The 26,513-nt window shown below is 59.0% G+C and carries 25 protein-coding genes and 3 pseudogenes; 6 read left to right on the top strand and 22 right to left on the bottom strand.

Translation table 11 applies throughout. The features are described 5' to 3' along the window. Positions 1-382: 382 nt before the first annotated feature. The 9 genes and pseudogenes from P0652_RS18790 to xylF form a co-directional block, all read right to left on the bottom strand. Positions 383-1,189, bottom strand: a pseudogene (locus P0652_RS18790) (EAL domain-containing protein); the annotation flags it as partial. Positions 1,190-1,261: 72 nt separating this feature from the next. Continuing rightward, a pseudogene (locus P0652_RS18785) lies at positions 1,262-1,891 on the bottom strand (GGDEF domain-containing protein); the annotation flags it as partial. A gap of 967 nt (positions 1,892-2,858) precedes the next feature. Continuing rightward, positions 2,859-3,287, bottom strand: a complete 429-nt coding sequence (locus tag P0652_RS12220) for an anthrone oxygenase family protein (protein WP_284179079.1) — start codon at positions 3,285-3,287, stop codon at positions 2,859-2,861. A gap of 253 nt (positions 3,288-3,540) precedes the next feature. Next, positions 3,541-3,747 (bottom strand): hypothetical protein, encoded by a 207-nt coding sequence (locus P0652_RS12215; protein WP_284179078.1) that lies wholly within the window; start codon positions 3,745-3,747, stop codon positions 3,541-3,543. 24 nt (positions 3,748-3,771) lie between these two features. After that, positions 3,772-4,065, bottom strand: a complete 294-nt coding sequence (locus P0652_RS12210; RefSeq protein WP_284179077.1) for a hypothetical protein — start codon at positions 4,063-4,065, stop codon at positions 3,772-3,774. Positions 4,066-4,207: 142 nt separating this feature from the next. Then, the gene (locus P0652_RS12205; RefSeq protein WP_284179076.1) at positions 4,208-4,954 is read right to left on the bottom strand and encodes an SDR family NAD(P)-dependent oxidoreductase; all 747 of its coding nucleotides are present in this window, start codon (positions 4,952-4,954) and stop codon (positions 4,208-4,210) included. A gap of 7 nt (positions 4,955-4,961) precedes the next feature. Beyond that, complete coding sequence (locus P0652_RS12200) at positions 4,962-5,741, bottom strand: ATP-binding cassette domain-containing protein (RefSeq protein ID WP_284179075.1); 780 nt, start codon at positions 5,739-5,741, stop codon at positions 4,962-4,964. A gap of 12 nt (positions 5,742-5,753) precedes the next feature. Continuing rightward, positions 5,754-7,004 carry a sugar ABC transporter permease gene (locus P0652_RS12195; protein WP_284179074.1) on the bottom strand — a complete coding sequence of 417 codons (1,251 nt, stop codon included), beginning with the start codon at positions 7,002-7,004 and terminating at the stop codon, positions 5,754-5,756. A gap of 121 nt (positions 7,005-7,125) precedes the next feature. Then, positions 7,126-8,169: a D-xylose ABC transporter substrate-binding protein gene (gene xylF / locus P0652_RS12190; protein ID WP_284179073.1), complete on the bottom strand. Its 1,044-nt coding sequence runs from the start codon at positions 8,167-8,169 to the stop codon at positions 7,126-7,128. 260 nt (positions 8,170-8,429) lie between these two features. On the opposite strand from xylF, the gene P0652_RS12185 reads away from it, so the two are divergent. The 5 genes from P0652_RS12185 to P0652_RS12165 all read left to right on the top strand — a co-directional run bounded on the left by P0652_RS12185 (position 8,430) and on the right by P0652_RS12165 (position 12,576). Continuing rightward, complete coding sequence (locus P0652_RS12185; protein ID WP_284179072.1) at positions 8,430-9,644, top strand: ROK family transcriptional regulator; 1,215 nt, start codon at positions 8,430-8,432, stop codon at positions 9,642-9,644. A gap of 322 nt (positions 9,645-9,966) precedes the next feature. After that, positions 9,967-10,434, top strand: coding sequence for a DUF2269 family protein (locus P0652_RS12180; protein ID WP_284179113.1), 468 nt, complete (start codon positions 9,967-9,969; stop codon positions 10,432-10,434). A 24-nt stretch (positions 10,435-10,458) separates the two neighbouring features. Further along, the gene (locus P0652_RS12175; protein ID WP_284179071.1) at positions 10,459-10,881 is read left to right on the top strand and encodes a DCC1-like thiol-disulfide oxidoreductase family protein; all 423 of its coding nucleotides are present in this window, start codon (positions 10,459-10,461) and stop codon (positions 10,879-10,881) included. Then, on the top strand, positions 10,878-11,495 hold the full coding sequence (locus tag P0652_RS12170) for a DUF4166 domain-containing protein (RefSeq protein WP_284179070.1): 618 nt from the start codon (positions 10,878-10,880) through the stop codon (positions 11,493-11,495). Before P0652_RS12175 ends, P0652_RS12170 begins: the two co-directional genes overlap by 4 nt. Beyond that, positions 11,485-12,576 (top strand): saccharopine dehydrogenase family protein, encoded by a 1,092-nt coding sequence (locus P0652_RS12165; protein WP_284179069.1) that lies wholly within the window; start codon positions 11,485-11,487, stop codon positions 12,574-12,576. The genes P0652_RS12170 and P0652_RS12165 overlap by 11 nt, the downstream gene beginning before the upstream one ends. Positions 12,577-12,699: 123 nt before the next feature. Here the strand turns inward: P0652_RS12165 and P0652_RS12160 are convergent, their stop codons facing one another. The 9 genes and pseudogenes from P0652_RS12160 to P0652_RS12120 all read right to left on the bottom strand — a co-directional run. Beyond that, complete coding sequence (locus P0652_RS12160) at positions 12,700-13,254, bottom strand: nucleotidyltransferase family protein (protein ID WP_284179068.1); 555 nt, start codon at positions 13,252-13,254, stop codon at positions 12,700-12,702. A 245-nt stretch (positions 13,255-13,499) separates the two neighbouring features. Beyond that, positions 13,500-14,879, bottom strand: a complete 1,380-nt coding sequence (gene otsA / locus P0652_RS12155) for an alpha,alpha-trehalose-phosphate synthase (UDP-forming) (RefSeq protein WP_284179067.1) — start codon at positions 14,877-14,879, stop codon at positions 13,500-13,502. Continuing rightward, a complete protein-coding gene (locus P0652_RS12150; RefSeq protein ID WP_349774983.1) occupies positions 14,861-16,657 on the bottom strand; it encodes a glycoside hydrolase family 15 protein in 1,797 nt (598 codons plus the stop codon). Before P0652_RS12150 ends, otsA begins: the two co-directional genes overlap by 19 nt. Next, on the bottom strand, positions 16,654-17,397 hold the full coding sequence (gene otsB / locus P0652_RS12145; protein WP_284179066.1) for a trehalose-phosphatase: 744 nt from the start codon (positions 17,395-17,397) through the stop codon (positions 16,654-16,656). Before otsB ends, P0652_RS12150 begins: the two co-directional genes overlap by 4 nt. A gap of 156 nt (positions 17,398-17,553) precedes the next feature. Further along, entirely contained in the window at positions 17,554-18,078 is a 525-nt protein-coding gene (locus P0652_RS18780; RefSeq protein ID WP_502947516.1) for an IS6 family transposase, read from the bottom strand. Between the two features lie 74 nt (positions 18,079-18,152). After that, positions 18,153-18,542 carry a type II toxin-antitoxin system VapC family toxin gene (locus P0652_RS12135; protein ID WP_284179065.1) on the bottom strand — a complete coding sequence of 130 codons (390 nt, stop codon included), beginning with the start codon at positions 18,540-18,542 and terminating at the stop codon, positions 18,153-18,155. After that, positions 18,539-18,802 carry a type II toxin-antitoxin system VapB family antitoxin gene (locus P0652_RS12130; RefSeq protein WP_284179064.1) on the bottom strand — a complete coding sequence of 88 codons (264 nt, stop codon included), beginning with the start codon at positions 18,800-18,802 and terminating at the stop codon, positions 18,539-18,541. Before P0652_RS12130 ends, P0652_RS12135 begins: the two co-directional genes overlap by 4 nt. 143 nt (positions 18,803-18,945) lie before the next feature. Beyond that, a complete protein-coding gene (locus tag P0652_RS12125) occupies positions 18,946-19,653 on the bottom strand; it encodes an IS6 family transposase (protein ID WP_284179063.1) in 708 nt (235 codons plus the stop codon). A gap of 704 nt (positions 19,654-20,357) precedes the next feature. Further along, a pseudogene (locus P0652_RS12120) lies at positions 20,358-21,026 on the bottom strand (IS6 family transposase); the annotation flags it as partial. A 285-nt stretch (positions 21,027-21,311) separates the two neighbouring features. Here P0652_RS12120 and P0652_RS12115 point away from each other — a divergent pair. Beyond that, on the top strand, positions 21,312-22,652 hold the full coding sequence (locus P0652_RS12115) for a DNA cytosine methyltransferase (protein WP_349774982.1): 1,341 nt from the start codon (positions 21,312-21,314) through the stop codon (positions 22,650-22,652). Here P0652_RS12115 and P0652_RS12110 read toward each other — a convergent pair. From P0652_RS12110 to P0652_RS12095, 4 genes are all read right to left on the bottom strand, one after another. Continuing rightward, on the bottom strand, positions 22,602-23,417 hold the full coding sequence (locus tag P0652_RS12110) for a hypothetical protein (protein ID WP_284179061.1): 816 nt from the start codon (positions 23,415-23,417) through the stop codon (positions 22,602-22,604). The two genes, P0652_RS12115 and P0652_RS12110, sit on opposite strands and share 51 nt — an antisense overlap. Before the next feature lie 175 nt (positions 23,418-23,592). Beyond that, positions 23,593-24,561, bottom strand: a complete 969-nt coding sequence (locus P0652_RS12105) for an O-methyltransferase (protein WP_284179060.1) — start codon at positions 24,559-24,561, stop codon at positions 23,593-23,595. After that, positions 24,558-25,913, bottom strand: a complete 1,356-nt coding sequence (locus tag P0652_RS12100) for an ATP-binding protein (protein ID WP_284179059.1) — start codon at positions 25,911-25,913, stop codon at positions 24,558-24,560. Before P0652_RS12100 ends, P0652_RS12105 begins: the two co-directional genes overlap by 4 nt. A gap of 140 nt (positions 25,914-26,053) precedes the next feature. Beyond that, entirely contained in the window at positions 26,054-26,425 is a 372-nt protein-coding gene (locus P0652_RS12095; protein ID WP_284179058.1) for a DDE-type integrase/transposase/recombinase, read from the bottom strand. Between the last annotated feature and the right edge of the window lie 88 nt (positions 26,426-26,513).

The following is a 26,513-nucleotide window of genomic DNA, read 5'->3' as shown; positions in this document are numbered from 1 at the left end:
CTGATCACATGCCCGACCGTGCCCAAGATTCTGCTTGCATCCAAGGGGGCGTCCACACACGTCCGGTGAGCGCGCCTTTTCGATTTCCCGCGAACGGCTGAAGTTACGTCGCTAATTCCATATTTAGCGACGTCACGAGGGCTCGGGTGAGACGGTTGGAGATATTGACGGGGGTCGAGCGGCGCCGCGGCTGGTCATTTGTGTTGTCGTTCTTTAGAATTTTTTACAGCAGCAAAGCCAAAAGTGGATGTGTTAGACAGCTTCGGCCCCCATGGCAGCCATTCAGGTCTAAGGTGTCGTTCCTCAACAGCGGTCATTCGCTTGTTGGCTCGAAGCCGAGAAGCCATACAGGATCTTTGTCGATGCTTGGCACATGCAGCCGTCAGCCGGTGGATCGCTTTGCTTTGGAAAGCGGGGTATTGTCCTCGAAATTCAGCAATCCGAGCATCCGGCGAACATTCTCAATCTCCTGAGGCACCAACAGCGCAGAACAGGGGCGCGCGAAGAAATAGCCCTGAATGGCATTGCAGCCTGTTCGCATGAGGAAGCGTGTTTCCGCTTCGGTCTCTGCGCCCTCGACAATCACCTCAAGCTTCAGGCCTGCGGCAAGGGCTGTGATCCCCTTGAGGAGCCGTTGCTTGGCCCGATCCTTGTCAATATCCACCGCGAAGCTCCGGTCGATCTTGATCTGGTCGAGATGGACCCGATGAAGATAGCCAAGGGATGAATAGCCGGTCCCGAAATCGTCGAGCGCAATCTTGACGCCAACCGCATGCAGGCCGGCAAAGATGGACTGGATTCGTTCTTCGGAAAAATTCACAAACAGACCTTCGGTGACCTCAAGATAGATCATCCGTGGCGGAATCCGATGCCGCTCGAGTGTTTCCTTGACGGTCTCGACGAAGTTCGGTTGCCAGAGTTGGGCCGGAGACACGTTGATCGAGACATGCGGGACGAGGATTGCCGAATCGAGCCATTGCCGGATGACGCGGCAGGTCTCATCGAGAACCCACGAGCCAAGCTCGACAATCAGGCCATTGGCTTCGGCAATCGGAATGAACTCTCCGGGCGGGATCATGGAACCGCCGCCCTGTGGCCAGCGAACCAGGGCTTCGAGACCAAAGATATCGCGCGCCGTGGTTGATGCCTGAAGCTGGAAATGAACAGTCAGTTCGTTCCGTTGAAGCGCTTCGCGAAGGGCGATCGAAAGATCGTGTTCACGCTTTGCCCGAGCATCAAGCGTTGGGTCGAAAACCGACACGTTCCCCTTGCCCCTAGCCTTCGCAGCGCGGAGCGCAAGCTGGACGTTTCGTTCGGCCTCGTCGGCATTCGCGGCATGTGCGGGGAGTGAGACCACGCCGAAACCGACCGTGAATTCGACAATGGTACCGTCGAAGGCCCAGGGGCGAGACAGCCTATCCCGAAGATCATCAAGCGCATGATCCAGCCGCTCCGGCGGGCAATCCCGGAGGATCAGCGCGAATTCATCGCTCCCAGTCCGGGCGGGGCGCGGGTTGTCTGGGCCGGACCACGCCTTCAGCCGATCGCCGATCTCGATCAGAAGGCGATCTCCGATGGTGGCACCGAAACCTTCATTAATGCCCCGAAACTGGTCAATATTGATGAGGATCAGAGCACTCACTTGCGTCCAGGCTTCACGAGCAAAGGTGCGCTTCAACTCACGGCGCAAATGTGCACGATTGCCCAGTCCGGTCAGCGGATCCGAAAAGGCGAGGATCTCCAGTTCGTGATAAAGCTGGTTGGTGCGCTCGAGCCCCTCGGCAAGATGCCCGACTTCATCGGCCCGCCCGAGGCCTGGGACGGAAATGCCCTGTTCACCCGCGCCAATACGGTGGGCAACCCGTGCCAGTGCAGGGATCGGGGCGAGCATGCGCCAATGGAGCAAGCCGCCGATCGTCGTCGCAATGGCCAGAATCAGCAGACTGGCGATGAAGATTCTCTCCTTCAGCCGTTCCTGTCCGGTTACGAGGTCATCGCTCCACCCCACGTCGATGGCCAGCAAGCCCGCGAGTTCGCCGCCGGAAAATACGATTGGCGTCAGATAGGCATATCGCATCCGTCCCATGACGGGCACATCGCCCGTGAACACTTTGGCATCGCGGATCGACCCATAGGCGGGGTGCCCGGCTCCGATTGAAAAGGCTGGCGGCAAGGATCCGTCAGGTCGACGGAACGTTGTTGCAAAGCGGTCAAACGCCTGGGTCGTCGCGTTCCAGGCAAAGACGTTCGCCGCGCCATTGTTGATCCGGCCAATCTCTTTGACCAAGCGATCAAAGGCCGCCGGTTCGGCGCGAGATATCAGCGGTTCAGACCCCTTGAGGCGAACCAGTGCCGGCAAGTCCTTGTCCGTGCGTTCAACAAGGAAGGCATCCGGGAAACGGGCTTCCGTGAGGCTTGCGGCAGCCTTGGCCGCCCGCTCGATCCGCATCAGCGAATTCTCTGCCGTGTAATCCCTTAGATCCCGATAGCTCAATCCAGCCATCAGGGCGATGCCGCCCGAGACAAAACCAAGAAGCAGCATTGTTGCGCGAAGTGAAAGAGACCTTAGCGCTGTCATCGTCGGGGCATCCTCAGAACAACTCCGCGTTGTTAGCAGAAAGGACTTAAAATTTGCTGGAGATTGGCCGGCCGGAAAAATGACCTGGCTATCGGATCCAGCCTTGCAGCTCCGCGCGCCCCAATTGGTCGCTTGCGGCCCTTAAGAGTCAGACCGGAACTGGACATCCACACCGTCGAGAAAATCTGGGGCGAATTAGCCTGTCGATTCAGGCAAATTCCGCGCTTCGCAGACCATCACCAGCATCAAATTCGTGGACGGTCCGGAACGCACCGTGGGCTCAGTTCAACGCCCAAAGATATGCAAGCGTCGCAGAAATGCCGAGCGCCGTTCGAATGGCATGGAGGCGTCCCCAAGACTCGATCATCTTTCGGGCAACCGGCCCAGCATCGTTTTCGGCAATCGCCTTGAGCTTGTTGTTCGTAGGCATCATGCCAAAGAGTGTGTAGGGCCAGTTGGCTAGGATCAGTGCCGCACCGATAAGCCAACGCCAATCCTTAGTGAGCCAAGCCGCAGCAAATCCCATAATGGCAGACATGACAGCCAAGGTGCCCTGCATCGCGAAGCCGCCCGCATAGCTTGGCTTCCACTCCATGAGCAGGCTCTTGTCGTCAAGGCCGAGGCGCGCTGGTTGCTCCGCAACGTTGATGTAAAAGGCAGCACCTGCAAAGGCCGCAGCCAGCACAAGAGCAATTTGCCCTGCAATCATCTGGATTGGCCTTTCTGATCCCGAACATTGACGAGGACGTTAGCCCAAGTTTCTGGGGTTGAACATCACTTCATTTCGCGGCTGGCGGTCTCGGGATTTCTCCATTTGAAGCGCCCGCAGTGTCTTGGACGGCTTCGCGCCGCCGTTTCAGACACTCAAGGTGCGGTACGTAGACGCCGAAAGCCGACATTCACTAGATGGTGCTGTCAAACAAACCAAAAAAGTCTCGGAGTGCCCCCTACCCCGGCATGGATCAGGCCGCACAAAGCTGACGCCACTCGGCGAGTGAGGCGGCGCGGCGATCCTTGAATGCTGTTCTGGATGAGAGGTGTCGTTCCTGGTTGAAGCGGTTGTGAACGGAGCCGTGAACCGCGGCGAATTTCTGCAAACTTCGCGGCCCGGACCTGTGGTTCAATGCCGCCTTCTTGTCGCGACGCTTCGTGACGAAGCCTTCGGGCACCTCGCCCTCGTGATCGACGGGCCATCATAGATCGTGCTTCACGCCGTTGATCTTTACAAAAACCTCTTCGAGATGCCGGCGCCGATGCCGGAAACTCCACATCGCCTGGACCCGGCTGCGCCGGATCTCGGCCGCAAAAATCGTCCCGAACCGGTTCCACCAGAACCGCACCGTCTCATGGGTAATGTCGATGCCGCGCTCGTGCAGCAGGCCCTCGATGCTCCGGAGCGAGAGCGGGTAGCGGACGTATATCGCCACGGCGCTGCGGATGATCTCGGGGCCGGCCTTGAAACATCGAAAAATCCGGGCGTTGCTCATCCGGTCCGGCTATCCACCCTCCCCTTCAGCGGCAAGCCGATCTTGTTCTGACAGTGCCGCCGCGCGCGTTCCGGCGGCACCCCGATTTTCCATTGTCACTGTCGCGCTGACCAGGAAGGCGGGCCGCGCATATCAGCCCGCATTACACCCAGCCGCCATCGACAATCATCGTTTGGGCGGTTATGGCCGCGCTGAGATCCGAGGCGAGGAACAAAGCCGGCCCGGCAATGTCCTCCGGTACAAGGCGACGCTTGATGCATTGCTGGCGAAGCAGCTCTTCCTCACTTTCGGGCGTAAGCCACAAGTGCACCTGTCGCTCGGTCATGATCCAGCCGGGGATCACGCAATTGACGCGGATCCTGTGTTCCCCCAGTTCGCGCGCAAGGGCCCGCGTGAGGCCGACCACTGCGCTTTTCGCGGTTTTGTAAGCGGCAAAGGAATCCTTGGATTGCATGTAGCTTGTCGAGCCCATGCAGATCATGGCCCCGCCGCCAAGGCTGATCATGTCCTTGTAGACCGCCTGCGCCGCAAAGAACTGGTGGTCTATATTCGTTGCGAAACGCTCGCGCCAATAGGCGGGGGTCACCTCGTCGATGGTGTGGCGATCATCGCGCGCGGCGTTGTTGACGAGCACCCCGAACGGGCCGGTCTTTTCACGCAGACGGCTGATGGCCTGAGGAAGGGCATCGAGATCACGCAGGTCTGCGGTCTCGAAGGCCGCACGGGCTCCAAGTTCGGCCGCAAGACGCTCGCCATTCGCACGGTCGAAATCGAGGAAACCGACATGCGCCCCCTCACGATGGAACGCGCGCACCAGCGCTTCGCCAATGCCGGTCGCTCCGCCGGTGACAAGAACAGCCTTGCCCTGAAGATCGGAAAATCGCGTCATGTCGTCCTCACAGGCTTGCGCCAGGGCCGGGAATGGCGCCGGGCGGGCATTTGCCACCGATGATCATGCCGAGCACCTCATCGCGCGTCACGGCGCCGATGGGCGCCGTGCCCACCACCTTTCCGTTCTTCATGACGGCGATGCGATCTGCGAGATCGAACACATCATGCAGATCATGACTGATGAGGAAGATGCCGATCCCCTCGGCCTTGAGCTGCTTGGTAAGTTCACCAACCTGCGCGGTCTCGGCCGGGCCAAGTGCCGCGGTGGGTTCGTCCATGATGAGCACACGCGCGTTGAAATGGATGGCGCGACCAATCGCGACGGATTGGCGCTGCCCGCCCGAAAGCGCACTGACCGGCTCGTTGAAGCGGCGGAAATGCGGGTTCAGACGCGCCATCACCTTTCGGGTTTCGCTTTCCATTGCGGCATCATCGAGCGTCCCCCAGCGCGTGAGCTTCTCCCGGCCAAGGAAAATATTCGCTGCGGCATCGACGTTATCCGCGAGCGCCAGTGTCTGGTAGATTGTCTCGATGCCCAGCGCCTTCGCGTCGCGCGGCGAGTTGATTTCGGCCTTCTGGCCATCAACATGGATCTCGCCGGAATCCGCGCGATAGGCCCCGGAAAGGATCTTGATCAGGGTTGATTTGCCTGCGCCATTGTGGCCAAGCAGGCCAACGACCTCGCCGGGATAAAGATCGACGCTCGCCTCTTCCACGGCCTTGATGCCGCCGAAGGCGATGGAGATAGAACGCATCTCGACGAGTGGTGTCCGGGTTTCGGCCATTTCTCCCTCCCCTCAGCGAATTCGGCGGCGGTAGAGGCCGTCGAGCCAGATCGCCGCCACCAACACGATGCCCACCACGATGTTCTGGAGCGGCGTATCCAACCCCAGCAGCACCATGCCGGATTGCAGTGACTGCATGATAAGCGCGCCCAGCATGGCGCCGACAATCGTGCCCACCCCACCCGCAAGGCTCGTGCCCCCAATGACCGCAGCGGCAATGACATACAGCTCATCGAGCGTGCCGGCTGAATTCGTCGCAGCATTGAGGCGCGCTGTGGTGATACAGGCGGCAAGGCCTGTCAGCATGCCCATCAGGCCAAAGACCTGCATGGTCACGGCCCTGGTCTTGATGCCGGAGAGCGAAGCCGCGTCCGGATTGCCGCCGATCGAGAAGACATAGCGTCCAAAGCGCAGGCGTTTGGTCACGAAGGTCATCACCACACCGACCAGCACGGCAATCAGCACGGGCACAGCAAATCCGTGCGCGATATGCACGCCCCCTTGCGGCCAGGCGAGGCCCTGCGCCTCGATAAGGCGCCGCGCGATGCCGGGCGGAAGCGGATAGGCGTTCACCACCAGGGTTACCGCAACCACGCTTGCCGCCGCGAGGATGATTACCAGCGCTTCGGCCCAGGCCGGACGCAGGCTGAATCCGAATTCGGCGCGTCGCCGCCGCCGCGCGAGCATGGACATCACAATGGCGAGGATGGCGCTGGCAGCGATCACCCAGCTGGCCGTCGAGCCGATCGCACCCTCGATGCCCCCCCCGATCGCGCGGAAACGCCCGTCCATGGGCGCGACCGTCTGTCCTGTGGTGACCCACCAGGCGGCGCCGCGCCAGACAAGCAACCCACCCAGCGTGACAATGAAGGACGGGATGGCGAGATAGGCGATCAGCACGCCATGAAAGAGGCCGATGATGCCGCCGCAGAGCATGGCGAAGACCAGCGTCGTCGGTGCAGTGAGCGGGTTTTCGAGGCCCCAGAGTTCAGGAAGCCAGCGCGCCTGGAAGACGCCGATGGCCATGCCGACAAAGCCCAGCACCGACCCGACGGACAGATCGATGTTGCGCGTCACGATCACCAGCACCATGCCGCAGGCCATCACAGCGATGGCAGAGGTCTGGACTGACAGGTTCCACAGGTTGCGCGGGGTAAGGAATGCGCCCTGCGAGAGGATGTGGAAACCCAGCCAGATGACAGCCAGGGCCGAGAGCATGCCGATCAGACGAGCATCGATCTCGAGCTTGCGCAAAAGCTCCATGGCACTCTCCCGAAGGTATGGTCCATGAGTGAATGAAGGGGCACAAGACCCGGAACCTGCATCTGGATGACCAGCGACGCCACGCGCGCCGCAGGTCATCCGGGGATGCGTTCATACGGGCTCAGTTGCAGGCTGCGACCTTGCCGGCCGGAACGCCCTGACACACGGCCGATTTCGGTGCCCAACCGGCGCCAATCACGACATTCAGATTGTCTTTGGTGATGGCGACCGGCTTGAGGAAGATGGCGTTCATCTGGGCCTTGGTGGGACCCTCGTTCCACTTCACCGCCCCGGCCACTTCATCGACTTTTTTGCCCCCGGCAAGCTGGATGGCGATTTCGGCCGCTGTCTTGCCAAGCTCGCGCGCATCCTTCCAGACCGTCATGGTCTGGGTTCCGAGCGCGACACGGTTCAGCGCCGCGCGGTCAGCATCCTGACCGGAAACGAGCACCGAGCCGGCCAGGCCTTGGGCGGCCAGAGCGGCGACCGCACCGCCAGCCGTGCCATCATTGGCAGCCACGACTGCATCAACCTTGTTGTTGTTCCGGGTCAGGAACTGCTCCATGTTTCGCTGGGCATTGGCGGGAAGCCAGCCGTCGGTGAATGCCTCACCGACATTCTTGATCTTGCCTGCATCAATAGCCGGCTTCAGCACTTCCATCGAGCCCTTGAACAGGAAAGCGGCATTGGGATCCGCGCCCGAGCCCTTGATGAAAACGTAATTGCCCTCCGGCTTCGTCTTCTGGATCTCGCGGGCCATCATGCGGCCTACCTCGACGTTGTCGAAGGTGAGGTAGAAAGCCTTGGGATTTTCGATCAGCCGGTCATATCCGACTACGGAAACGCCCTCGTTCAAGGCCTTTTCAATGGCAGGACGGACCGCATTCGCATCTTGCGCGAGAACGATCAGTGCCTTGGCGCCACGCGCAATGAGGCTCTCGACATCTGTCAGCTGCTTCGCGGGCGAAGACTGTGCATCCGCAGACAGATAGGTTCCACCGGCCTTCTCAATGGCAGCCTTGATGGCGGCCTCATCGGTCTTCCAACGCTCTTCCTGGAAATTCGACCAACTCACGCCGATCACCGGCCCCTTGGCCTGAGCAAACGCTGCGGGCGAAAAGGCTACAAAAGCGGCCAGAGCGGCCGCGCCAAGCAACTTGTTCATATCATCCTCCCGAACCGCGCCCGGGCGGGGACAAGAGACCTGTCCACTTCCATGCCTTTCCCGGATGCTGGGCATCAGAACACAGCGACAATCACCGAGAGTCAACTGGAATAAGTTTATTCATCGAAAAAATTATTCTCGTGAATGTCCCTTCGCAGGTGCAAAAATTTTCATGCTCTCGATTTTCCCTCCATAATTGCCGATAATGCCCCCGTTCCTGGCCTTGCGGGCTTGACCTCATCGGCATATTATTTCGATTAATGAACATATCATCGGCGACCCGCGACAATCGATCCGGCAGACGCGACGACGCGCGCGCCCGTCTTCTCGAAGCCTTGCGGCGCAATGGATCGCAGAGCCGGGCCACGATCGGCCGCATGCTGGGCATGAGCCCCTCTTCCATCTCGGGGCTGACGAGCAAACTGATCGAAGAAGGGCTGCTTGCGGATATCGGCACCGATACCGCAGACCTCCAATCGGGACCGGGGCGACCGGGTGCTCTGATCGGCTTCAATCCGGCACGCGGGCAGATCATCGGCCTCTGGGTGGGGTTGGATCGGATTGCGCTGCACCTGGCTGATTTTGCCGGGAATACATTGGCGCTGGCCGACGAGGCCATCGCAATATCGCGCCTCGAACCCGCGGCGCTTGTGGCCGCCCTGGCAGAACGAATTGAGGCCTTCCGGCAGCTTCATGCCCCGGCGGGACGGGTGCTGGCCATCGCGGTTGCATTCCAGGGCTTCGTGGATCGCGGACAGGGCATCGTGGCCTGGAGCCCGGTGACCCCGCATGCCGACCTGCCTCTGGCACGATCGCTGGAGCAGGCAACGGGCCTGATGGTCGTGATTGATAACGATGCCAGCGCCATGGCGCATGCGATCCTGGTCGCAGAAAAGGAGTTGCGTGCGGGTGTAACCGCCTGCGTGATGATCGGCGATGGCGTTGGCCTCGGCGTCTTCATCGACGGCGAGCCCTTGGGTGGTCGGCGCGGTGGCGGGATCGAATTCGGGCATATTCCGCTTGATCCCGATGGCCCGCAATGCCGTTGCGGCGCGCGCGGCTGCGTCGAGAGTTACCTCGCTGACTATGCGCTGTTGCGCGATGCCATGGCGATCTCTGCCTTTGCCGACCCGATCCGACGGCTTTACCCTGGCGAGAGCGAGATGCAGGCCCTGGCGTCGCGCGCTGATGAAGGCGACCGCGCCATTCTCGGGCTCCTGCAGAATGCCGGTCGGGTGCTCTCGCAAGGCGTTGCCACGCTGATCCATCTGTTCCAGCCGCGCGCGGTTGTCTTCTGTGGCCCGGGCATGCGCGCGTGGCCACATCTCGAGCGCGGACTTCTGGAAGGTCTCAAGCGATATGCCATCCCCGGATTGTCGCGGGATGTGACGATCAGCGCACGCGCCTTCCGGGCCGAGATGCTGACGCGCGGCATCGTGCTCAGCGTGCTGGCGGAGATCGACCGCACATTGTAATCGCGCCCATTGCAGCAAGGGCGGAGGCTGTCTGGAGTTGGAGCTTACCCGTTTCCGTGGACTGTTCACGGCTATGGCGGGGGCACTGTCAGAGGAAAACTTGCGGTCGATGCTTCGCCGCCCCCATCGCAATCAATTGAGCACAAAATATCGAACTTTGAGGGAAAACCCCTCAGAAGATGGCAAAGCGCTGGCGATCGGGCGGTCAAAAAGTACAATTCCGACCCGATCGTCCGCAAGCCCGTTTTTTATCTGACAGTGCCCGATCAGGGGATGACGCGAGCATCGCCAAAGGATAGACCGCCTGCGCCGAGGCAGGTTGATCGTGGAATATCTGTTGTTGAAATTCGTCCATGTGCTGGGTGCTGTCGTCCTGCTCGGCACCGGAACGGGAATCGCGTTCTTTATGCTGATGGCGCATCACACTGCCGAGCCCGCCTTCATTGCCCGGACGGCCCGTATCGTCGTGATGGCGGATGCGATCTTCACGGCTACGGCAGCTATTCTCCAGCCCGTCACGGGGTATTTGCTGGTTGTTGCAACGGGGCGCTCGCTCGCGGAACCCTGGATTCTCGCGTCGCTCGCCCTCTATATCGGAGCAGGGGTTTTCTGGTTGCCCGTGGTCTGGATCCAAATGAAATTGCGCGATTTGGCAACGTTGGCCGCCGAGACCGGCACGCCCCTGCCAGATGCGTATCATCGATATTTCCGCATCTGGTTCGCTTTCGGAATTCCCGGCTTCGGCTTCACGATGGCGATCCTTTGGCTGATGATCGCGAAACCATTCTGAGTCGCAGGGCAACGATATGATCGGGTGCAGGCCGATATGCTGACCGGACAGGAAACGGGTGAAATCTGGTTCGCCTATGACGGCGAATGCCCGATCTGCACCTACGCGGCCCATGCGCTCCAGATCCGTGAGTGCGTCGGGCAGCTTTATCTTGTTGATGCGCGCGTCGACAAGGATCATCCCCTGATCCAACGGATCAATGCCGAACGGCTCGACCTCGACGAGGGCATGGTCATCCAGTTCGGCGACCGGCTCTATCACGGTGCGGATGCCCTTCAGGTCATGGCTCTGCTTGGTTCGAGATATGGCTGGTTCAACCGGGCGAATGTGCTGCTGTTCCGTTCGCCGAGGTTGGCTAAGCTGGCCTATCCACTGATGCGCGGCACCCGGAACCTGCTGATACGGATGCTCGGCGTGGCCCAGATCGACAATCTGAAGACGCGATGAGCGGGCATGACCCCATTTTCCGGAACATTTTCGGCGCGGGCTGGAATCAGCTGCCGGCGGTATTCCGGCAGCATTACGCGAACCGACCGTTTTCGCATGATGAGGTCGTGGTCGAGGGCGTGATGGCGGTCCAGCTTTCCCGGCTGGCGCGCCTGTTTGCCCCGCTGCTGCGCATGTCGGGCGCGCTTGTGCCGATTGCAGGGCGCGACGTGCCGGTGACGGTGACCTTTCGCAGCGAGCCGGGAAGCGCGGCCTTCGTTCTTGATCGGGAATTCCGCTTCCCCGATCGCAAGCCCTACCATTTCCGCTCCGCAATGGTGCCGGTGGGAGGCCATGAGGTGATCGAGTGGATGGCGATCGGGTTTGGCTGGCGCGCGGCTTTTTCCTATGACGAGGGGCAAGTCCGGCTTGACCATCGGGGCTACGCCCTGCGGTGTTTCGGCAGGGTGATCCCGATGCCGGTGGAATGGCTGTTCGGGCGCGGGGAAGCTTGGGAGCGCGCGATCGACGACACCTGCTTTGCGATGGAGATGACGATCCGGCACCGGCTGTTTGGGATGCTTTATGGCTACAGCGGCACCTTCCGCATCGGTGAGATGCGCCTTGACGGGTAAGGTCCTCATCCTTGGTGGCTATGGCAATTTCGGGAAGCGGATCGCCCGAGCGCTTACGGCCAACGGCACGCCGGTCATAATTGCCGGCCGCGATGAAGGACGTGCCAAGGCGGAATCCGCCGCGCTACCACACGGGCTCGCAACGCCAGTTGCGTTCGATGCTCGACATGATCTGCGCCGGCATCTCGACAAGGATCAGCCCGCTGTTGTCGTGAATACCTGCGGGCCGTTCCAGAACAGCGATTATGGGGTAGCGCAGGCCTGCATCGAAGCCGGCACCCATTACATCGATCTGGCGGATGGCCGTGATTTCGTAACCGGGATCAGCGCGCTCGATGCGCAGGCGCGAGACCAGGGTGTGGCCGTGATCAGTGGAGCCAGCACGGTTCCTGCTCTTTCGTCGGCTGTGATCGAGCATCTGCGACCGCAATTCTCGCAGCTCCACACCCTTCACTTCGGCATCAGCCCCGGCCAGAAGGCCGAGCGTGGCCTCGCTACCACTCAGGGTATCCTGTCCTATGTCGGCAAGCCCCTGCGCGCCTTTGCCGGGGATGACGGCCCTTCCTACGGCTGGCAGAACGTCCATCGACAGCTTTTCCCTGTGCTGGGCCAGCGTTGGATGGCCAGTTGCGACATTCCGGATCTCGATCTCCTGCCGCGGGCGTATGGGCTGCGAGCCATCCGTTTTTCCGCCGGGCTCGAACTCGCTCCGCTGCATCTTGGGCTCTGGGCGCTCTCTTGGCTCGTCAGGATCGGGTTGCCGATCGACCTGCCGCGCCATGCCGGATGGTTGCTCAAGGCCAGCAACCTTTTTGATCCGCTGGGCAGCGCCGATGGCGGGATGTTCGTGATTCTTGGCGGGCTGGATCGTGATGGTCGCCCACGAGAGCGTCGCTGGTTCATTGTGGCCAGGCGGGGCGAAGGCCCGCAAATCCCAACCATCCCCGCGATCATCCTGGCGCGGAAGGCTGCATGCGGGGAACTAGATTTCCGAGGCGCAACGGCCTGTGTAGGCCTTGTTACACTCTCCGAGTATCTCGCTGAGCTGAGACCTTATCCGATCGAGACATTTCTCGAATAAGCCTCGCGCGATCTGGCAGCTCTGCACCCAAGTTTCAGACACTCAAGGTGAGGTACGCAGACGCCGAAAGCCGACATTCACTAGATTTTATCAGCCTCCGGCAATCCGGGGGTGTTTCAGAACCTAGGTCTCAGCCTCTTTGAGTAGAGGCCAAGTGACCGTCCAACCTTTCGTTCGGACACGATCTTTATAGATATTGCGCTTCACACCAAAGAAATGTGGTGTCGGTCGCAGAAGTAGGCTCACCAGATCATCAATGCCAAACGGCGCGGCTATTTCGCAACCGTTCAGGCCTTGCCGACGAGCGGCGATTGCCGTTGCCGTTTCTGGCCAGTAGCACATGGCGTCGGTCGCAGAACTGTAGGGAGCATCGCCGTTCCGGACGTGCATCCGCGACTGGTTCTTTACTGACCACGAAATTGTCGGCTCAGCTCTACTCAAAGCTGCTTCATAGGCCTGGTCTTCGGCAGGGTCTGCTCTTTCAGGATCAAACCAGATGACGTCAACGTCGCCAGTCAACGGTGACGCAGGGCGTTGATGGAGATGATCCCAGATCGCGTTCCTGACGAAGCCTGCACCAATCCAGCAGTCCGGCAGATCGAGGGCGCGAACTACCCCCAAAAGGTGCCAGCGCAGCGGATCGGAACGAAGAATAGCACGAACATCGAAAACAGTCATGATGGCAAACCTAGCATCCACGACTGAGCGGGTGAATGCCTGCTGAGGCGTCAACTCGAGCGCTGAACGGCATTCATGCAAGCCGGTGCATAATTCTTGAATTGTGCAATCCGAGCCCATCCGCTTCGCGCCCCCATTCAGGTCGTTCAGGCAGTCCCTACGTTTGCTGGAAACCGGACATTCGCTGGAATTCCTCATGATCCCAGCAATGAAATAATAAAAAATGGATATTTTTGAATTGAGGACTAGAATTTTTTCATTTCATTGATGAATTTTTTAAGCCACCAATTCACATCCTGAGATTTTATGCAGTCAAACATTGATTTCCAGCGTTCAATACGCTCTTCTCTCGGCATCCTCAGGGCATTCTCTATTGCTTCAGCAATGTCATCTGCGCTGTAAGGGTTAACCAGAAGCGCCTCTTTCAATTGTTCTGCGGCCCCGGCGAATTGCGAGAGAATGAGAACACCGGGATCGTCGGGGTCCTGCGCGGCGACATATTCCTTCGCAACAAGGTTCATACCGTCCCGTAAGGGCGTTACGAGACCGATCCGCGCTGCGCGATAGATTCCGCCAAGCATGCTTCGCGACATCCCCCGGTTGACATAACGAATGGGGACCCAGTCGATATCGGCATGCGTGCCGTTGATCAGGCCGGATTGTGCATTGAGCGCCATCCGGATGTCGCGATAGCTCTGGACAGCTTCTCGGGTGGGCGGCGCAATCTGCAACAGATAAACTTTTGCAGCGCGCTCCGGATGCTTGCTCAGGAAGCGCTCGTATCCGGTGAAACGTTCTTGCAGGCCCTTGGAGTAATCCAGCCGGTCGACACCGACGATCAGGTCACGACCAATCGAGCTCTCGACCATTCGACTGTAGGCCGTGATCGCATCCTTGTGCGACCGCGCCTCGACAAAATCCTTTGTATCGATGCCGATCGGGCAGGCGATTGCCCGGATCGTCCGTCCGCCAACCCTGATCTCGTCTCCCTCGATCGTCGCATCCAGGTGGTTTGCGACGTAATCACGGAATGAATCCAACCATTCCTCGGTCTGGAAGCCGACAACATCATAAGCGAACAAGGTTTCGACCAGCTCCCGATGCTCCGGCAGAGCTGTAAGCAATCGTTTGGGCGGCCAAGGAATATGGAGAAAGAAGCCGATCTTGTTCTGAATTCCCTTGGATCGGAGAATGTCACCCAACGGAATAAGGTGATAATCGTGAACCCAGATCAGGTCATCCGATTGAATATGCGACTTGATCGTATCTGCAAAATTTTGGTTTACGCGCCGATAGCCGCCCTGAAAATCGCGTTCATGCTCAGCGATATCCAGCCTGTAATGGAAGAGCGGCCACAGGGTACGATTGGCATAGCCATTATAGTATTCTTCAACATCCTGTTCAGAGAGGTCAATCGTGGCGGTTGTGACGTCTGAATTGACTTCGAAGCGGAGTTCCCTGGAATCGCTCGTATCCCCGGACCAGCCGAACCAAATGCCCTTCTGCTGGCGCAAGGCTGCGAAGAGCGCCACGGCAAGGCCACCTTGCGCGCCCTCGTCATCGCTTCGGGGGACCTGCACGCGGTTGGATATGACGATCAGCCGGCTCAGCGCACTGTCCTCCATGGTTTGGAGATCAATGCCGCACAATTGATGAGGCCAACAAGCGAGTATGTTTGCGGGTAGTTGCCCCAGAGCTCTCCGGTTGACGGATCGATGTCCTCCGACAAAAGTCCGGACTGCGTCCGCCGGGAGATCATTTCGTCGAATAGGATCCGTGCCTCCTCGGTACGCCCAGTGATATGCAGGGCCTCGATGAGCCAGAATGTGCAGACATTGAAAGCGGTGGCCGGAAGTCCAAAATCATCCTCGGTGTTGTAACGAAGCATGTGTGAGCCGCGCCGCAATCCTTTTTCCACTGCCGCAAGCGTGCCGAGATACCGTGGATCGTCCGGCAAAAGGAATCGCAGGTCGAGAAGCTGCAACAGGCTCGCATCGAGATCATCGCCGCTGAACGTTGCCGAGAGGCGACCGGTTTGCTCCCGCCACGAAGCCTGTTCGATCCGATTGTGCATGATATTTGCGCGTCCGCGCCAGAAGCGTGCCCGCTCTTCAAGACCCAGCGCGGCCGCGGCATTCGCGAGGCGGTCGCATCCGGCCCAGCACATCGCGGCCGAGTAGGTATGGATGTGGTTGCGGGTGCGCAGTTCCCAGAGGCCGGCATCCGGCTTGTCGAAAGCAAGCCAGGCGCGTTCGCCGATTGATTCCAGCGCCTGAAAGTCGCTGATTTCGGCCATGCGGAACAACCGATGATCGAAGAAGGCCTGGACGTTGGAGAGGATGATCTGCCCGTAGGCATCATGCTGTACTTGCTCATAGGCCTGATTGCCGAACCGGACCGGCCCCATGCCGCGATAGCCTTTGAGCGCCGGAGCGATGCTTTCCGGCAGCAATTCCTCGCCTCCGACACCGTAGAGCGGCTGGATCTTTCCGCCCTTCGTGTTGTCAACGATGTTCCGGAGGTAGGAGAGATAGCCTTCCAGCGCATCAAGCGCGCCCAGCCGGTTGAGGGCCTGAACCGTGTAATAGGCATCGCGCAGCCAACAATAGCGGTAATCCCAGTTCCGGCCCGACCCGGCATGTTCCGGAATCGACGTGGTCAGTGCTGCAACGATCGCACCGGTCTCCTCGTGCTGGCAAAGCTTCAATGTGATCGCCGAGCGGATCACGGCTTCCTGCCATTCCACAGGTGTTGCCAGTCCGCGCACCCAATGGCGCCATTCGTCGCCGGTGCGGGTGAGCATGCCGTTGAGGGTCTCTGCAAGGTCGCCGTCGAAGCTCTCGTCGGGTCCGAGGAAAAAATAGAGCGGGTGCTCGACCCGAAATGCATGTTCAGACTCAATCCAATCGATGGGCGAAGTCGTCGTCAGCCGCAGATTTTGCTGAGGGGCGATGTAGCGAATGTGGTTGGAGCCGCGTGTTTGAACGGGGCGGCCTGCGCGATAGCTATGGGCTGGCCTCAGTCGCACAGTGATGCGCGGACTGCCCGAAACCGGCCGGACGATGCGGGCAAAGGCAACAGGGCGATACATCCGTTCGTGGCGTTTGAAGCGTGGACAAAAATCGATGATCTCGACGGCATTGCCATCGCCGTCCTCATGGCGGGTAACAAGGATTGCCGTGTTGCGCAGATAGCTTTGCCGGGTTGAGACTCCGCCTTCAAGATCAATCGCCCAGAAGCCGAAGGCATCGCGCGGATGATCGGCGTCATCCAGCAACGAACAAAAGACCGGATCCCCATCGACCCGCGGGATGCAGCCCCAGACAAAATGCCCGGACCGATCCACCAAGGCCGACACCTGGCAATTGCCGATGGGCCACAGATCGAGTGTGGGCATTGTCATGCTGTCTTTCCTGCCAGCCACTCGCGCACGCGCAAGACGTCGTCCAGACGATAACGTGCAGCGGTCGGTCTTTGTGCCCCGACAAGGATGCCCGCACCGCCGTTGCTTTCACAGACGGCAAATCCAGATTCGTCCGTAAGGTCGTCGCCTAGGAAGACGGCCGGGTGCCCGAGGAAAGAGGGGTGTCGAAGCAGAGCGGCAATTGCCGAGCCTTTGTCATGGCCCGATAGCCGCAGTTCGATCATCATCTTGCCTTCCTGGATCGCAAGCCCGTTCTCACGGGCAAATGTCCCGAGAATGGCTCGCACCTCTGGTTCCGCCGAGGGCGCCAGCCGGTAATGTACGGCAACACCCAGGCTCTTGTTCTCCACCAGCACGCCAACATGGTCGGCAAACGCTTTCGAAAGCACATCTGCGGCTTTTGCCAGCGCCGCAGGGCGCGGCGGCCGCATCAGACTCCCATTCACGATCTTGAGTTCGGCCCCGTGGCTTCCGATCAAGGTCAGGACTTTTGCGCAATCGCCAAGCATGTCCTGGAGTTGATCGATGGGACGTCCACTGACAATCGCGACGCGGCCTGATTGCCGCATGACAAGGCTATGCAGCAGGGTGGCCAGTCCGGGATCAATGAAAACTTCCGTCGGTCTCGCAGCGATTTCGACAAGCGTTCCGTCAAAATCCAGAAGTACAGACTGGGCGCCAGTCAGAGGCGGCGGCTTTGGCAACGCACGTTCATCCATGGGTGCATCATAGAGACCGCGCGCAGCATGACCAGCATTCTATCATCGTCCCCTGATCTCGAACTGCTTCTTGACCCAATCTTGGTCGCGCTAAGCCAAAAAGGTGCTGTCAGACAAACCAAAAAAGTCTCGGAATGTCCCCTACCCCGCCATGGATCAGGCCGCGCAAAGCTGGCGCCACTCAGCAAGAGCGGCGGCGCGGCGTTCCTTGAATGCTGGCCTGGATGAGAGGTGTCGTTCCTGGTTGAAGTGGTTGAGAACCGAGCCGTGAACCGCGGCGAATTTCTGCAAACTTCGCGGCCTGGACCTGCGGTTCAATGCTGCCTTCTTGTCGCGGCGCTTTATGGCGAAGCTTTCGGGCACTTCGCCCTCGTGATCGACGGCGCGCCAAAGATAGTGTTTCACCCCCTTGATCTTCACGAAAACCTCGTCGAGATGCCATCGCCGATGCCGGAAAGACCGCATCGCCTGGACCCGACTCCGCCGGATCTCGGACGCAAAAATCGTCCCGAACCGGTTCCTCCAGAACCGCACCGTCTTATGCGTGATGTCGATGCCGCGCTCGTGCAGCAGGTCCTCGACGTTCCGGAGCGAAAGCGGGTAGCGCACATACAGCATCACCGCGAGGCGAATGATCTCGGGGCTCGTTTTGAAATACCGAAAAATGAGGGCGTTGCTCATCCGGTCCGGCTAGCCGCCTTACCCATTACCGGCAAGCCGATTTTCCTCTGACAGTGCCTATCCAACAAGCATGGTCACGCCGCTCCCGTCACATCGGTGTGGACGAAGTCATTGCCCTTGTAGAGCAACGGCTCCTGCCGCGACTTGGCGAGCGCATAGGCGAACACGTCGCCGAAGTTCAGCCCGGCGCGGTGCCGGCCCTTGCCAAACATCGCATAGGCGCGACGTGCCAGACGGGTGTGTTCCACCGTCACCGGCTCGATCGCGATGCCGCTGAGTTCGATGAAGGCGTCGAAGGCCTGTGTCGCCACCACACTGTCCTGCTGGTCAATCCGGATCGCCGCTTCAAGGTAATTGACGGCCGACATGCGCGGCGCTTCCGCCTGCGCCAGAAGCGCCGCGAATTGCTCCGCCTCCGGTTCGTCGAAGAGAATGGCGAGCAGTGCGGAGGCATCGACGATCATTGCGGCAGCCCCTGTTCGTCATAGAGGTCCGAATGATCCGAGCTCACGCCCTTGGCCTTCATGGCCGCCGCGCAGGCGCGGGCGACATCGAGCAGCTGCGCGGCAGAGCGGGCCGGCTTTCCCTCGCCCTGCCCCTTTTCAACCTGGCGCAGCCGGGCTCCGAGCGCATCGCGCACCGCCGCCGTGATGCTGGTGCCGGTCAGGCCGGCCAGCTTGCGCGCCTGGGCATGCACGGTTTCGTCCTTAATGTTGAGCGGCATAATTCCTCCATTTCCTCCAAAATATAACGAAATGGAGGAAAGCTCAAGAATATTCTCTCGTTTCTCGTCTATGAGCATCCTCTTTTGAGGGTGCTGTCAGACTAAACAAAAAAGTCTCGGAAAGTGCCCTACCTGAGCATAGATCAGGCCGCGCAAAGTTGACGCCACTCGGTCAGTGCAGCGGCTCGTCTTTCCTTGAATGCTGGTCTGGATGAAAGGTGTCGTTCCTGGTTGAAGTGGTTGTGTACCGAGCCGTGAACCGCGGCGAATTTCTGCAGACTTCGCATGCGCCGGAACCGGAGCATCGCCCGCTCTCGTCGTCGAAATGGCTGGTGAGAATTCTCGATACGATTATTCAGCCAGCGCCCAACTTCGCGTTTGTCGATGGCACCGATGGCTTTCAATGCCGCGCCGTATGAAGCAAGGCGATCCGTGACGATCGTATCGGTCGGACCATGCATGCGCAGCGATTTCCTGAGGAATTTCAACGCCGCCTTCTTGTCGCGACGCTTCGTGACGAAGCTTTCGAGCACTTCTCCCTCGTGGTCGACAGCCCGCCAGAGGTAATGCTTCACTCCGTTGATCTTCACGAAGACCTCGTCGAGATGCCACCGCCGATGCCGGAAATTCCGCATCGCCTGGATCCGACTCCGGCGGATCTCGGCCGCGAAAATCGTCCCGAAGCGGTTCCACCAGAACCGCACCGTCTCATGGGTGATGTCGATGCCTCGCTCGTGCAGAAGGTCCTCGACGTTCCTGAGCGAGAGCGGGTAGCGGACATACATCATGACCGCCAGGCGGATGATCTCGGGCGACGTCTTGAAGTACGGGAAAATGCGGGCGTTGCTCATCCGGTCCGGCTAGCCGCCCTCCCCGTCAGCGGCAAGCCGATTTTCCTCTGACAGTGCCCCCGCCGCTTGCGGGGCTGATCAGGGAACCGAGACGTGTTGAGGGGGTGGGTGGCGGAGACGGAGGGAGTCTACGCCAAATTTTCTATTTTTATTTATTTCAATAGGTTAGCGTGCATCGCAGACAGGATTTTGACCAATTTTTTGACCATGATTTTGACCACGATTTTAACCAGCCAGATATCCACAGACTAATTTCAATGTGGGCACGGCAACCGCATCATTCCGGAGACGAAATGCTTGAAAAAGGGAGCGGAGATGATCGCAGGCTACCCTCAAAATGGTGACACGGTTACAGCGCCGCGGGTCCGAACTTGGATTGCCATAAATCAAAGGCGCGGTCGACAAGTCCCCTGGCCTTCAGGGCCTGGCCCATCCTTGGCGTTCCCGCTATTGGCTCGCGCTCTCTGTGAAGGGGTTGAGGATTTTTAAGTCATCTATTGTTCGGCCATGCTGCATGTCCTCGCTATAGAGCGTATCGCAGCCAGCCTCGATCGCGGCTGATCTGCTCCCGCCAAATTAGACCGTTTTTGGATAGAGTTTTCCGTGTCATGAGCCTGCCCCCGATGTTGGACCGGCTCGCTGGCTGACGCGGTGCTGTCAGACTAACCAAAAAAGTCTCGGAAAGCACCCTACCCCGCCATGGATCAGGCCGCGCAGAGCTGACGCCACTCGGTGAGAGCGGCGGCGCGGCGTTCCTTGAATGTTGGCCTGGATGAGAGGTGTCGTTCCTGGTTGAAGTGATTGTGGATCGAGCCGTGGACTGCGGCAAACTTCTGCAGACTTCGCATCCGCCGGAAGCGGAGCATCGCCCGTTCTCGTCGTCGGAATGGCTGATGCGAGTTCTCGGCGCGATTGTTCAACCTGCGGCCAACCTCGCGCTTATCGATGGCGCCCAAACTCTTGAGCGCGGCGCCATATGAGGCCAATCGATCCGTGACAATCGTCTCGGTCGGGCCATGCATGCGCAGCGATTTCCTGAGGAACTTCAACGCGGCTTTTTTATCTCGGCGCTTCGTGACGAAGCTCTCGAGCACCTCGCCCTCGTGATCGACAGCCCGCCAGAGATCGTGCTTCACGCCGTTGATCTTCACGAAAACCTCGTCGAGATGCCAACGCCGATGCCAGAAACTCCGCATCGCCTGGACCCGACTCCGGCGGATCTCCGCCGCGAAAATCGTCCCGAAACGGCTCCACCAGAACCGAACCGTTTCATGCGCAATGTCGATGCCGCGTCCGTGCAGCAGGTCCTCGACGTTCCGGAGCGAGAGCGGGTAGCGCACATACATCATCACCGCGAGGCGGATGATCTCGGGCGAGGTCTTGAATTAGCGAAAAAGACGGGCGTTGCTCATCCGGTCCGGCTAGCCGCCCTCCCCGTCCGCGGCAAGCCGATTTTCCTCTGACAGTGCCTTGGAACCCAAGGATTGAAACAAACAGAGAACGTGATAACAGAGCCTTAATCGAGCTGAGGGAAGCTGGCGGGGAGCCGCTTGTTGTCTGGCAATGCGAACTTAGGGACCTCGAAGAAGCCGTCGGCCGCGTCGAGGCCTTCCTCGGAAGCTAGGTTTCGCTGGTCAATCCAGCACCACACCGATATCATGAGTAAAGACGACGGGGAGCAAGGCATGGCTAGACCGATAGGAGTCGACCTGTTCGCAGGGGCCGGAGGTATGAGCCTCGGCTTTGAGCAAGCCGGCTTCGATGTGGTCGCGGCCGTCGAACTCGACCCTGTCCACGCTGCGGTGCACAAGTACAACTTCCCGCGGTGCGCCGTTCTCCCACGATCTGTCACGGCTGTCTCAGGCGACGATATCAGGGCGGCAGCCGGGATCGGCAACAGTCGTGTGGATGTAGTGTTCGGTGGCGCTCCGTGCCAAGGCTTCTCGCTGATTGGCCAGCGGGCCTTGGACGATCCCAGGAACGGACTCGTCAAGGATTTTGTACGCATCGTCAGAGAACTGGATGCCGCCTATTTCGTCTTCGAGAACGTGAAGGGGCTCACGGTCGGAAAGCACCGAAAATTCCTGTTCGAACTGATCGAAGAGTTCGAGGCTGCCGGTTACGCGGTGCAGAAGGATTGGCGTGTGCTGAATGCGGCCGACTATGGCGTGCCGCAGGATCGTCAGCGCTTGATTTTGATGGGTGCAAAGAAGGGCCGCTCACTACCAGACTACCCTAAGGCATTCGCTGAACGCCCGACCTGCCGGGACGCTCTTGCCGATCTTCCAAACGCGGAGGAGTTCGAGCGCCTTCGAAATTCGGACTCCATCGAGACAGCAGTCTTCGGAAAGCCGAGCGGATACGCAAAGCCGCTGCGGGGCATTGGCAACGACGCATGGTTGTATGGCCACCCTAGAATTTGGGATCCGAAGAAACTTACCTCCAGCGCGCGTACCGAACACACCGAGATTTCCCGTCGGCGCTTTCGTGAAACGGAACAGGGTCGCGTGGAACCGATCTCGCGCTTGTTCAAGCTGCCCGCCGACGGCGTTTCGAATACGCTGAGAGCGGGGACGGATTCTGCTCGTGGGGCGTTCACTAGCCCGAGACCGATTCACTACGCATTCGACCGGTGCATAACTGTGCGCGAAATGGCGCGCCTCCATGGCTTTCCAGATTGGTTTCGCTTCAACGTAACCAAGTGGCATGGCGCTCGCCAGATCGGAAACTCAGTGCCGCCCCCACTGGCGCGTGCAGTGGCCAGCGTCGTTATCGCTGCGCTGGGGGTCCGCGCCACGCGGCCGACCGAGGCCGTGGATCTCGGCGACGAAAAGCTTCTGAGTATGGGGAACATCGAGGCCGCTGCGTATTTCGAGATCCACAACCCTATCGGACGCCGCGACAAGAAGAGCGGTGCGCGAAAGCGGAAGCAGGAAGAGATCGAGGCTTCATATGCCCTTCACACGGGGGCGCAACTCGTAGATGGCGTCGCTGGCTAGGGTCAATTCCTGCAGCGCCGATGCTTCCGACCGCTCCACGGCGGTGAACTCGGTCAGGTAGAACCCGACGCCTTTGATCGTGCGCAAACCGATGGGAACGACCGTGTCCACCTCCGCTTCCGCGAAGGCGGCACGGACCTGGTTGATAATCTGACTCTGAATAAGCGGGTCCTTGGCCTGCTTCGCTTCGCAGGTGACTAGAACGCATTCCGGGCGTTGCGGATCGCCAGTCTTGCCAAGAAAGAGGGCGTCGATTTCAGTCGAGCGCAGCTTGATCCCCATTTGAAGATGGGCAAGTTCGAGCAATGGAAACGCGCCTGCCACCGCGAAATGGGTCTCGACAACACGCAGGTTGATCGCAGTTTGAACCAACCAAGTTTCGTCTGAACGCCCCAGCGACTTGGTAACGAGCGGAATACTGATCGACTGGACTGGATACCGCGGCGCATCTTCGCGAACTCCGAACGCATCGGGAAACGGCTCGGTCTGCCCAGGTCGGTAGGGTATGAACTCGAAGCACTCTCCGTCGCCGGTCCGCTGGACCGCGGCGAAGCGTTTTGCCGCGACCGAAGTCGGCCAGTTGCTGGAGGCATTTGCGCCGCGCAGCAGATCTTTCATGAAGTTCGCAGGATTGCGATCACTGAGCGTCGAACCGCAAAGATCGTTGCACTCGCGAATGGCCTGCGCGACGTCGTCCAAGCTCATAAGGCTCTTGTCCAGAGCGCCCGTCGAAGCGTTCCAGTACTTGTCAAACAGATGCTCCACGACCCTTGTTTTCTGCGAGCGTGCCAATCGACCTCTTCCCACTTGGAACTCAAGCACTTATCGCCCAAGTGTAAGCATCCAATCAATCCCAATCCGTCGAAGAAAACTGCGAAGCACTCCGATTCCCTGCCAAGTCTTCCACTGAAGTCGTCGATCCGAGCTGCTTGTCCAACCGTTACTGCTCGAACGAGGCAAAATTCGGCAGGTATCGGTAGAGCTTGGCGTAGTGTTTTCCGTCCGCCTCTGGGATCGGGCCCAAGTCCAGGTGCCCAAAATCGTGACAGGGAAGGCTGCGGTCAAGGTGACGCATTTCTCGGGGCGTGAGCATCGGAACCTTAACACGCAAGGCTTCGTCACCATCGCGAAAGAAAGGCAGGGCACGAAAACCAGCAGCCTCGAAATGACCGTTTTGGCCATGGTCGACAAAAACCCCGACAATCGTCGTCATCTTTGCACCATCCGCATATTCGAAAGCGCTGATCTGATGAAAGCGAAGGACTTGCCCAGCGTTGCGCCCCGCGTTAACGGATTTAAGCCCCGCATCAATCTCGTCACGGATTACCCGTCGAGATGTCTTAGAAAGCGACCATCCGCGCAGACCCGCTGGTTCAAGGTCTTGTGGTGTGCGAGCATCGCCGAAACAATCGCGAAATCCGTGAGCGGATGTAATCTCCAGCGGTTCCTCCAAATGAGGTCGCTTGTCGACGAGGCCTTCAGCCTGCACAGAGACGGCCAGAACCGTCCCGCTGGTTGCACGCGTCGCAACGGTTCTGACGTCGTCTAGGATCCCTGGGTTGAGCGGGTCATCGTAGTCGAGCCACACTATGGAACGATGTGCCCAATCCAGTCCTGGCAAGACATCTGCCGCAAACCCCATCATGAGTCGAATGCCTTTGTAAGGCTTGTTGAATTCAAATCGAGCCTTGTGTGCCTGCTCTTTTTCGATTGAAATGACATCTTCGACACCAAGGGCTTTGTGTAACAGAATGCAATCCGAAAACCAAATTGAGCCAAAACCGATGTAGCGATAGCTTTCAAGTGAAGCGAAGACTTTTAATCTTGAGCATACTTCGCTGATCATTTTTCTCTCAGCGAATTTTGCTGGCCGTAGCGAATAGTCAATAATCCTATAGCTGGCGGTCATTGATCTTCACCACCCTGCTCTTCGAAAATGATATCGAACGTTTTTTCTCCAACCGCTTTCGCCGAAGTGACTCCCAACGCGGCCATAAGGCTCTGAATCTTTGTCTCCTCTCTCGAGTACTGTATTTTTATCATCTTGGGCCCTGGGATTTGCGGAGTTCGGTTCCAAGAGAACGTCGTCGGGCCCCGAAACTTCTCGACTTCCTTCGCTAACGTCTCCTTGTTGAGCGCGACCAACAAGGGCGACGCTTTCGCGCCATATTCCTCAATGCTGCTGTCAAGAGCGTTCAAGAAATTGATGACCGTTCGAGTGTGATCCAGCATCTTCGGGAAGGTCAGTTGCCAAACCGTCGTAGACGCGTCGAGACCAGTTTTGGTCGTGTTCCATGGGAGCTTTTTTGAATCGCGACAACTGAAGAAGACCGCACCACGGAATCGAGCGTATTGGTTGTGGTACTTGGGTATTCCGTCCTTTTGTTCGGAAACGGAGTTCCATCCAGTTGCCTCGGATCTATCCGCTGAAAGAATCACTCGGCTATTGCAGATTACATACCAGCCAGCGGCTGTAGGAGAGGACTCCGAGACACCTGCGACGATACGAACGTTCACCGGTGCATCGGTGTCATCATCAACGGCAAACTCCTCGATTGCTGGATTAAACTGACCGCCTGACCGAATGCGAAGGTCCGTATTGGTCAAGTGCAGGCCGCCGAAATCTATTGCCAAACCACAAGCCAGAAACTGTCGCTGGTGTGAGCGGATCATCTCGGAGAGCTGGCGCTTGAAGTGCTCAGATGCGAACTGCCGCGACACCTCCGGCCGCAGGCGCTTCACTATGATTCTTGTTCCTACCTCGGCGTCTGCAAATTGACCCTCTTCAACATTCGCAAAGTCGAAAAACCAGTTTCCCTCGTCCCGTTCCCAGGTGTCTACATCGACATGCATCGACCATCTTTGCTTGGTGGTCGTGGAATGTACTTCGAAATAGCGCCCGAATTTGAACAGTGCGCGCTTCATGCCAACGCCGAATTGGCCTATCGAATAGTCGGTGGACGCTGCTTTTTCGGGCCTGCCGAACCGGAAGGCATAATTCCGAGCAGTTTCCACATCGAAGCCGCCACAATTGTCTGCAATCTCAAACCCGTCCCCGTCCAAGAGGACTGAAACGTTTAGCCCGGTAAAATCGGGCTCCTCTCCGGGGCGCATACGTTTCGCGCCATCAATACAGTTGTCGACCAAGTCAAGTACGGCACGCTCCAAGGGGATATCCCGAACCAGCATGTCGACAAAGAATGCCTTTGTCGGCATCGCATCAATGTGCAGTTCCTCGTTCGGCATAGGAATACGGCTCATGTTCCGGTTGCTCGCTTCACTCCAGTTTTCACCGTGATACTGTTCTATTACTGCGTCAAGGGAGCGTGGGCTCCTGACGATCGTTTCGGTCGGGCCGTGTAGGCGAAGCGATTTCCTGAGGAAATTCGCTCCGCGGACCTTCAGTTCAACGCTGCTTTCTTATCGCGCCGCTTTGTGACGAGTCTTTCGAGCACTTCACCCTCGTGATCGACCGCGCGCCAGAGATCGTGCTTCACGCCGTTGATCTTCACGAAAACCTCGTTGAAATGCCAGCGTCGATGCCGGAAATTTTGCATCGCCTGGACCCGACTACGCCGGATCTCCGCGGCAATGATGGTGCCGAAACGGTTCCACCAGAACCGAACCGTCTCATGCGTTATATCGATGCCCCGCTCGTGCAGCAGATCCTCGACGTTCCGGAGCGACAGCGGGTAGCGCACATACATCATAACCGCGAGGCGGATGATCTCGGGGCTCGTTTTGAAATACCGAAAAATGCCGGCGTTGCTCATCCGGTCCGGCTAGCCGCCCTCCCCGCCAGCGGCAAGCCGATTTTCCTCTGACAGTGCCCCTGGCGAAGCTAAAGCGTCTCGCGCGCGC

This window comes from Rhabdaerophilum sp. SD176, from assembly GCF_030143245.1.
Classification (GTDB): Bacteria; Pseudomonadota; Alphaproteobacteria; order Rhizobiales; family Beijerinckiaceae; genus Rhabdaerophilum.
Note: the sequence above shows the minus strand (reverse complement) of the source record. Positions and strands in the feature narration are given on the sequence as shown.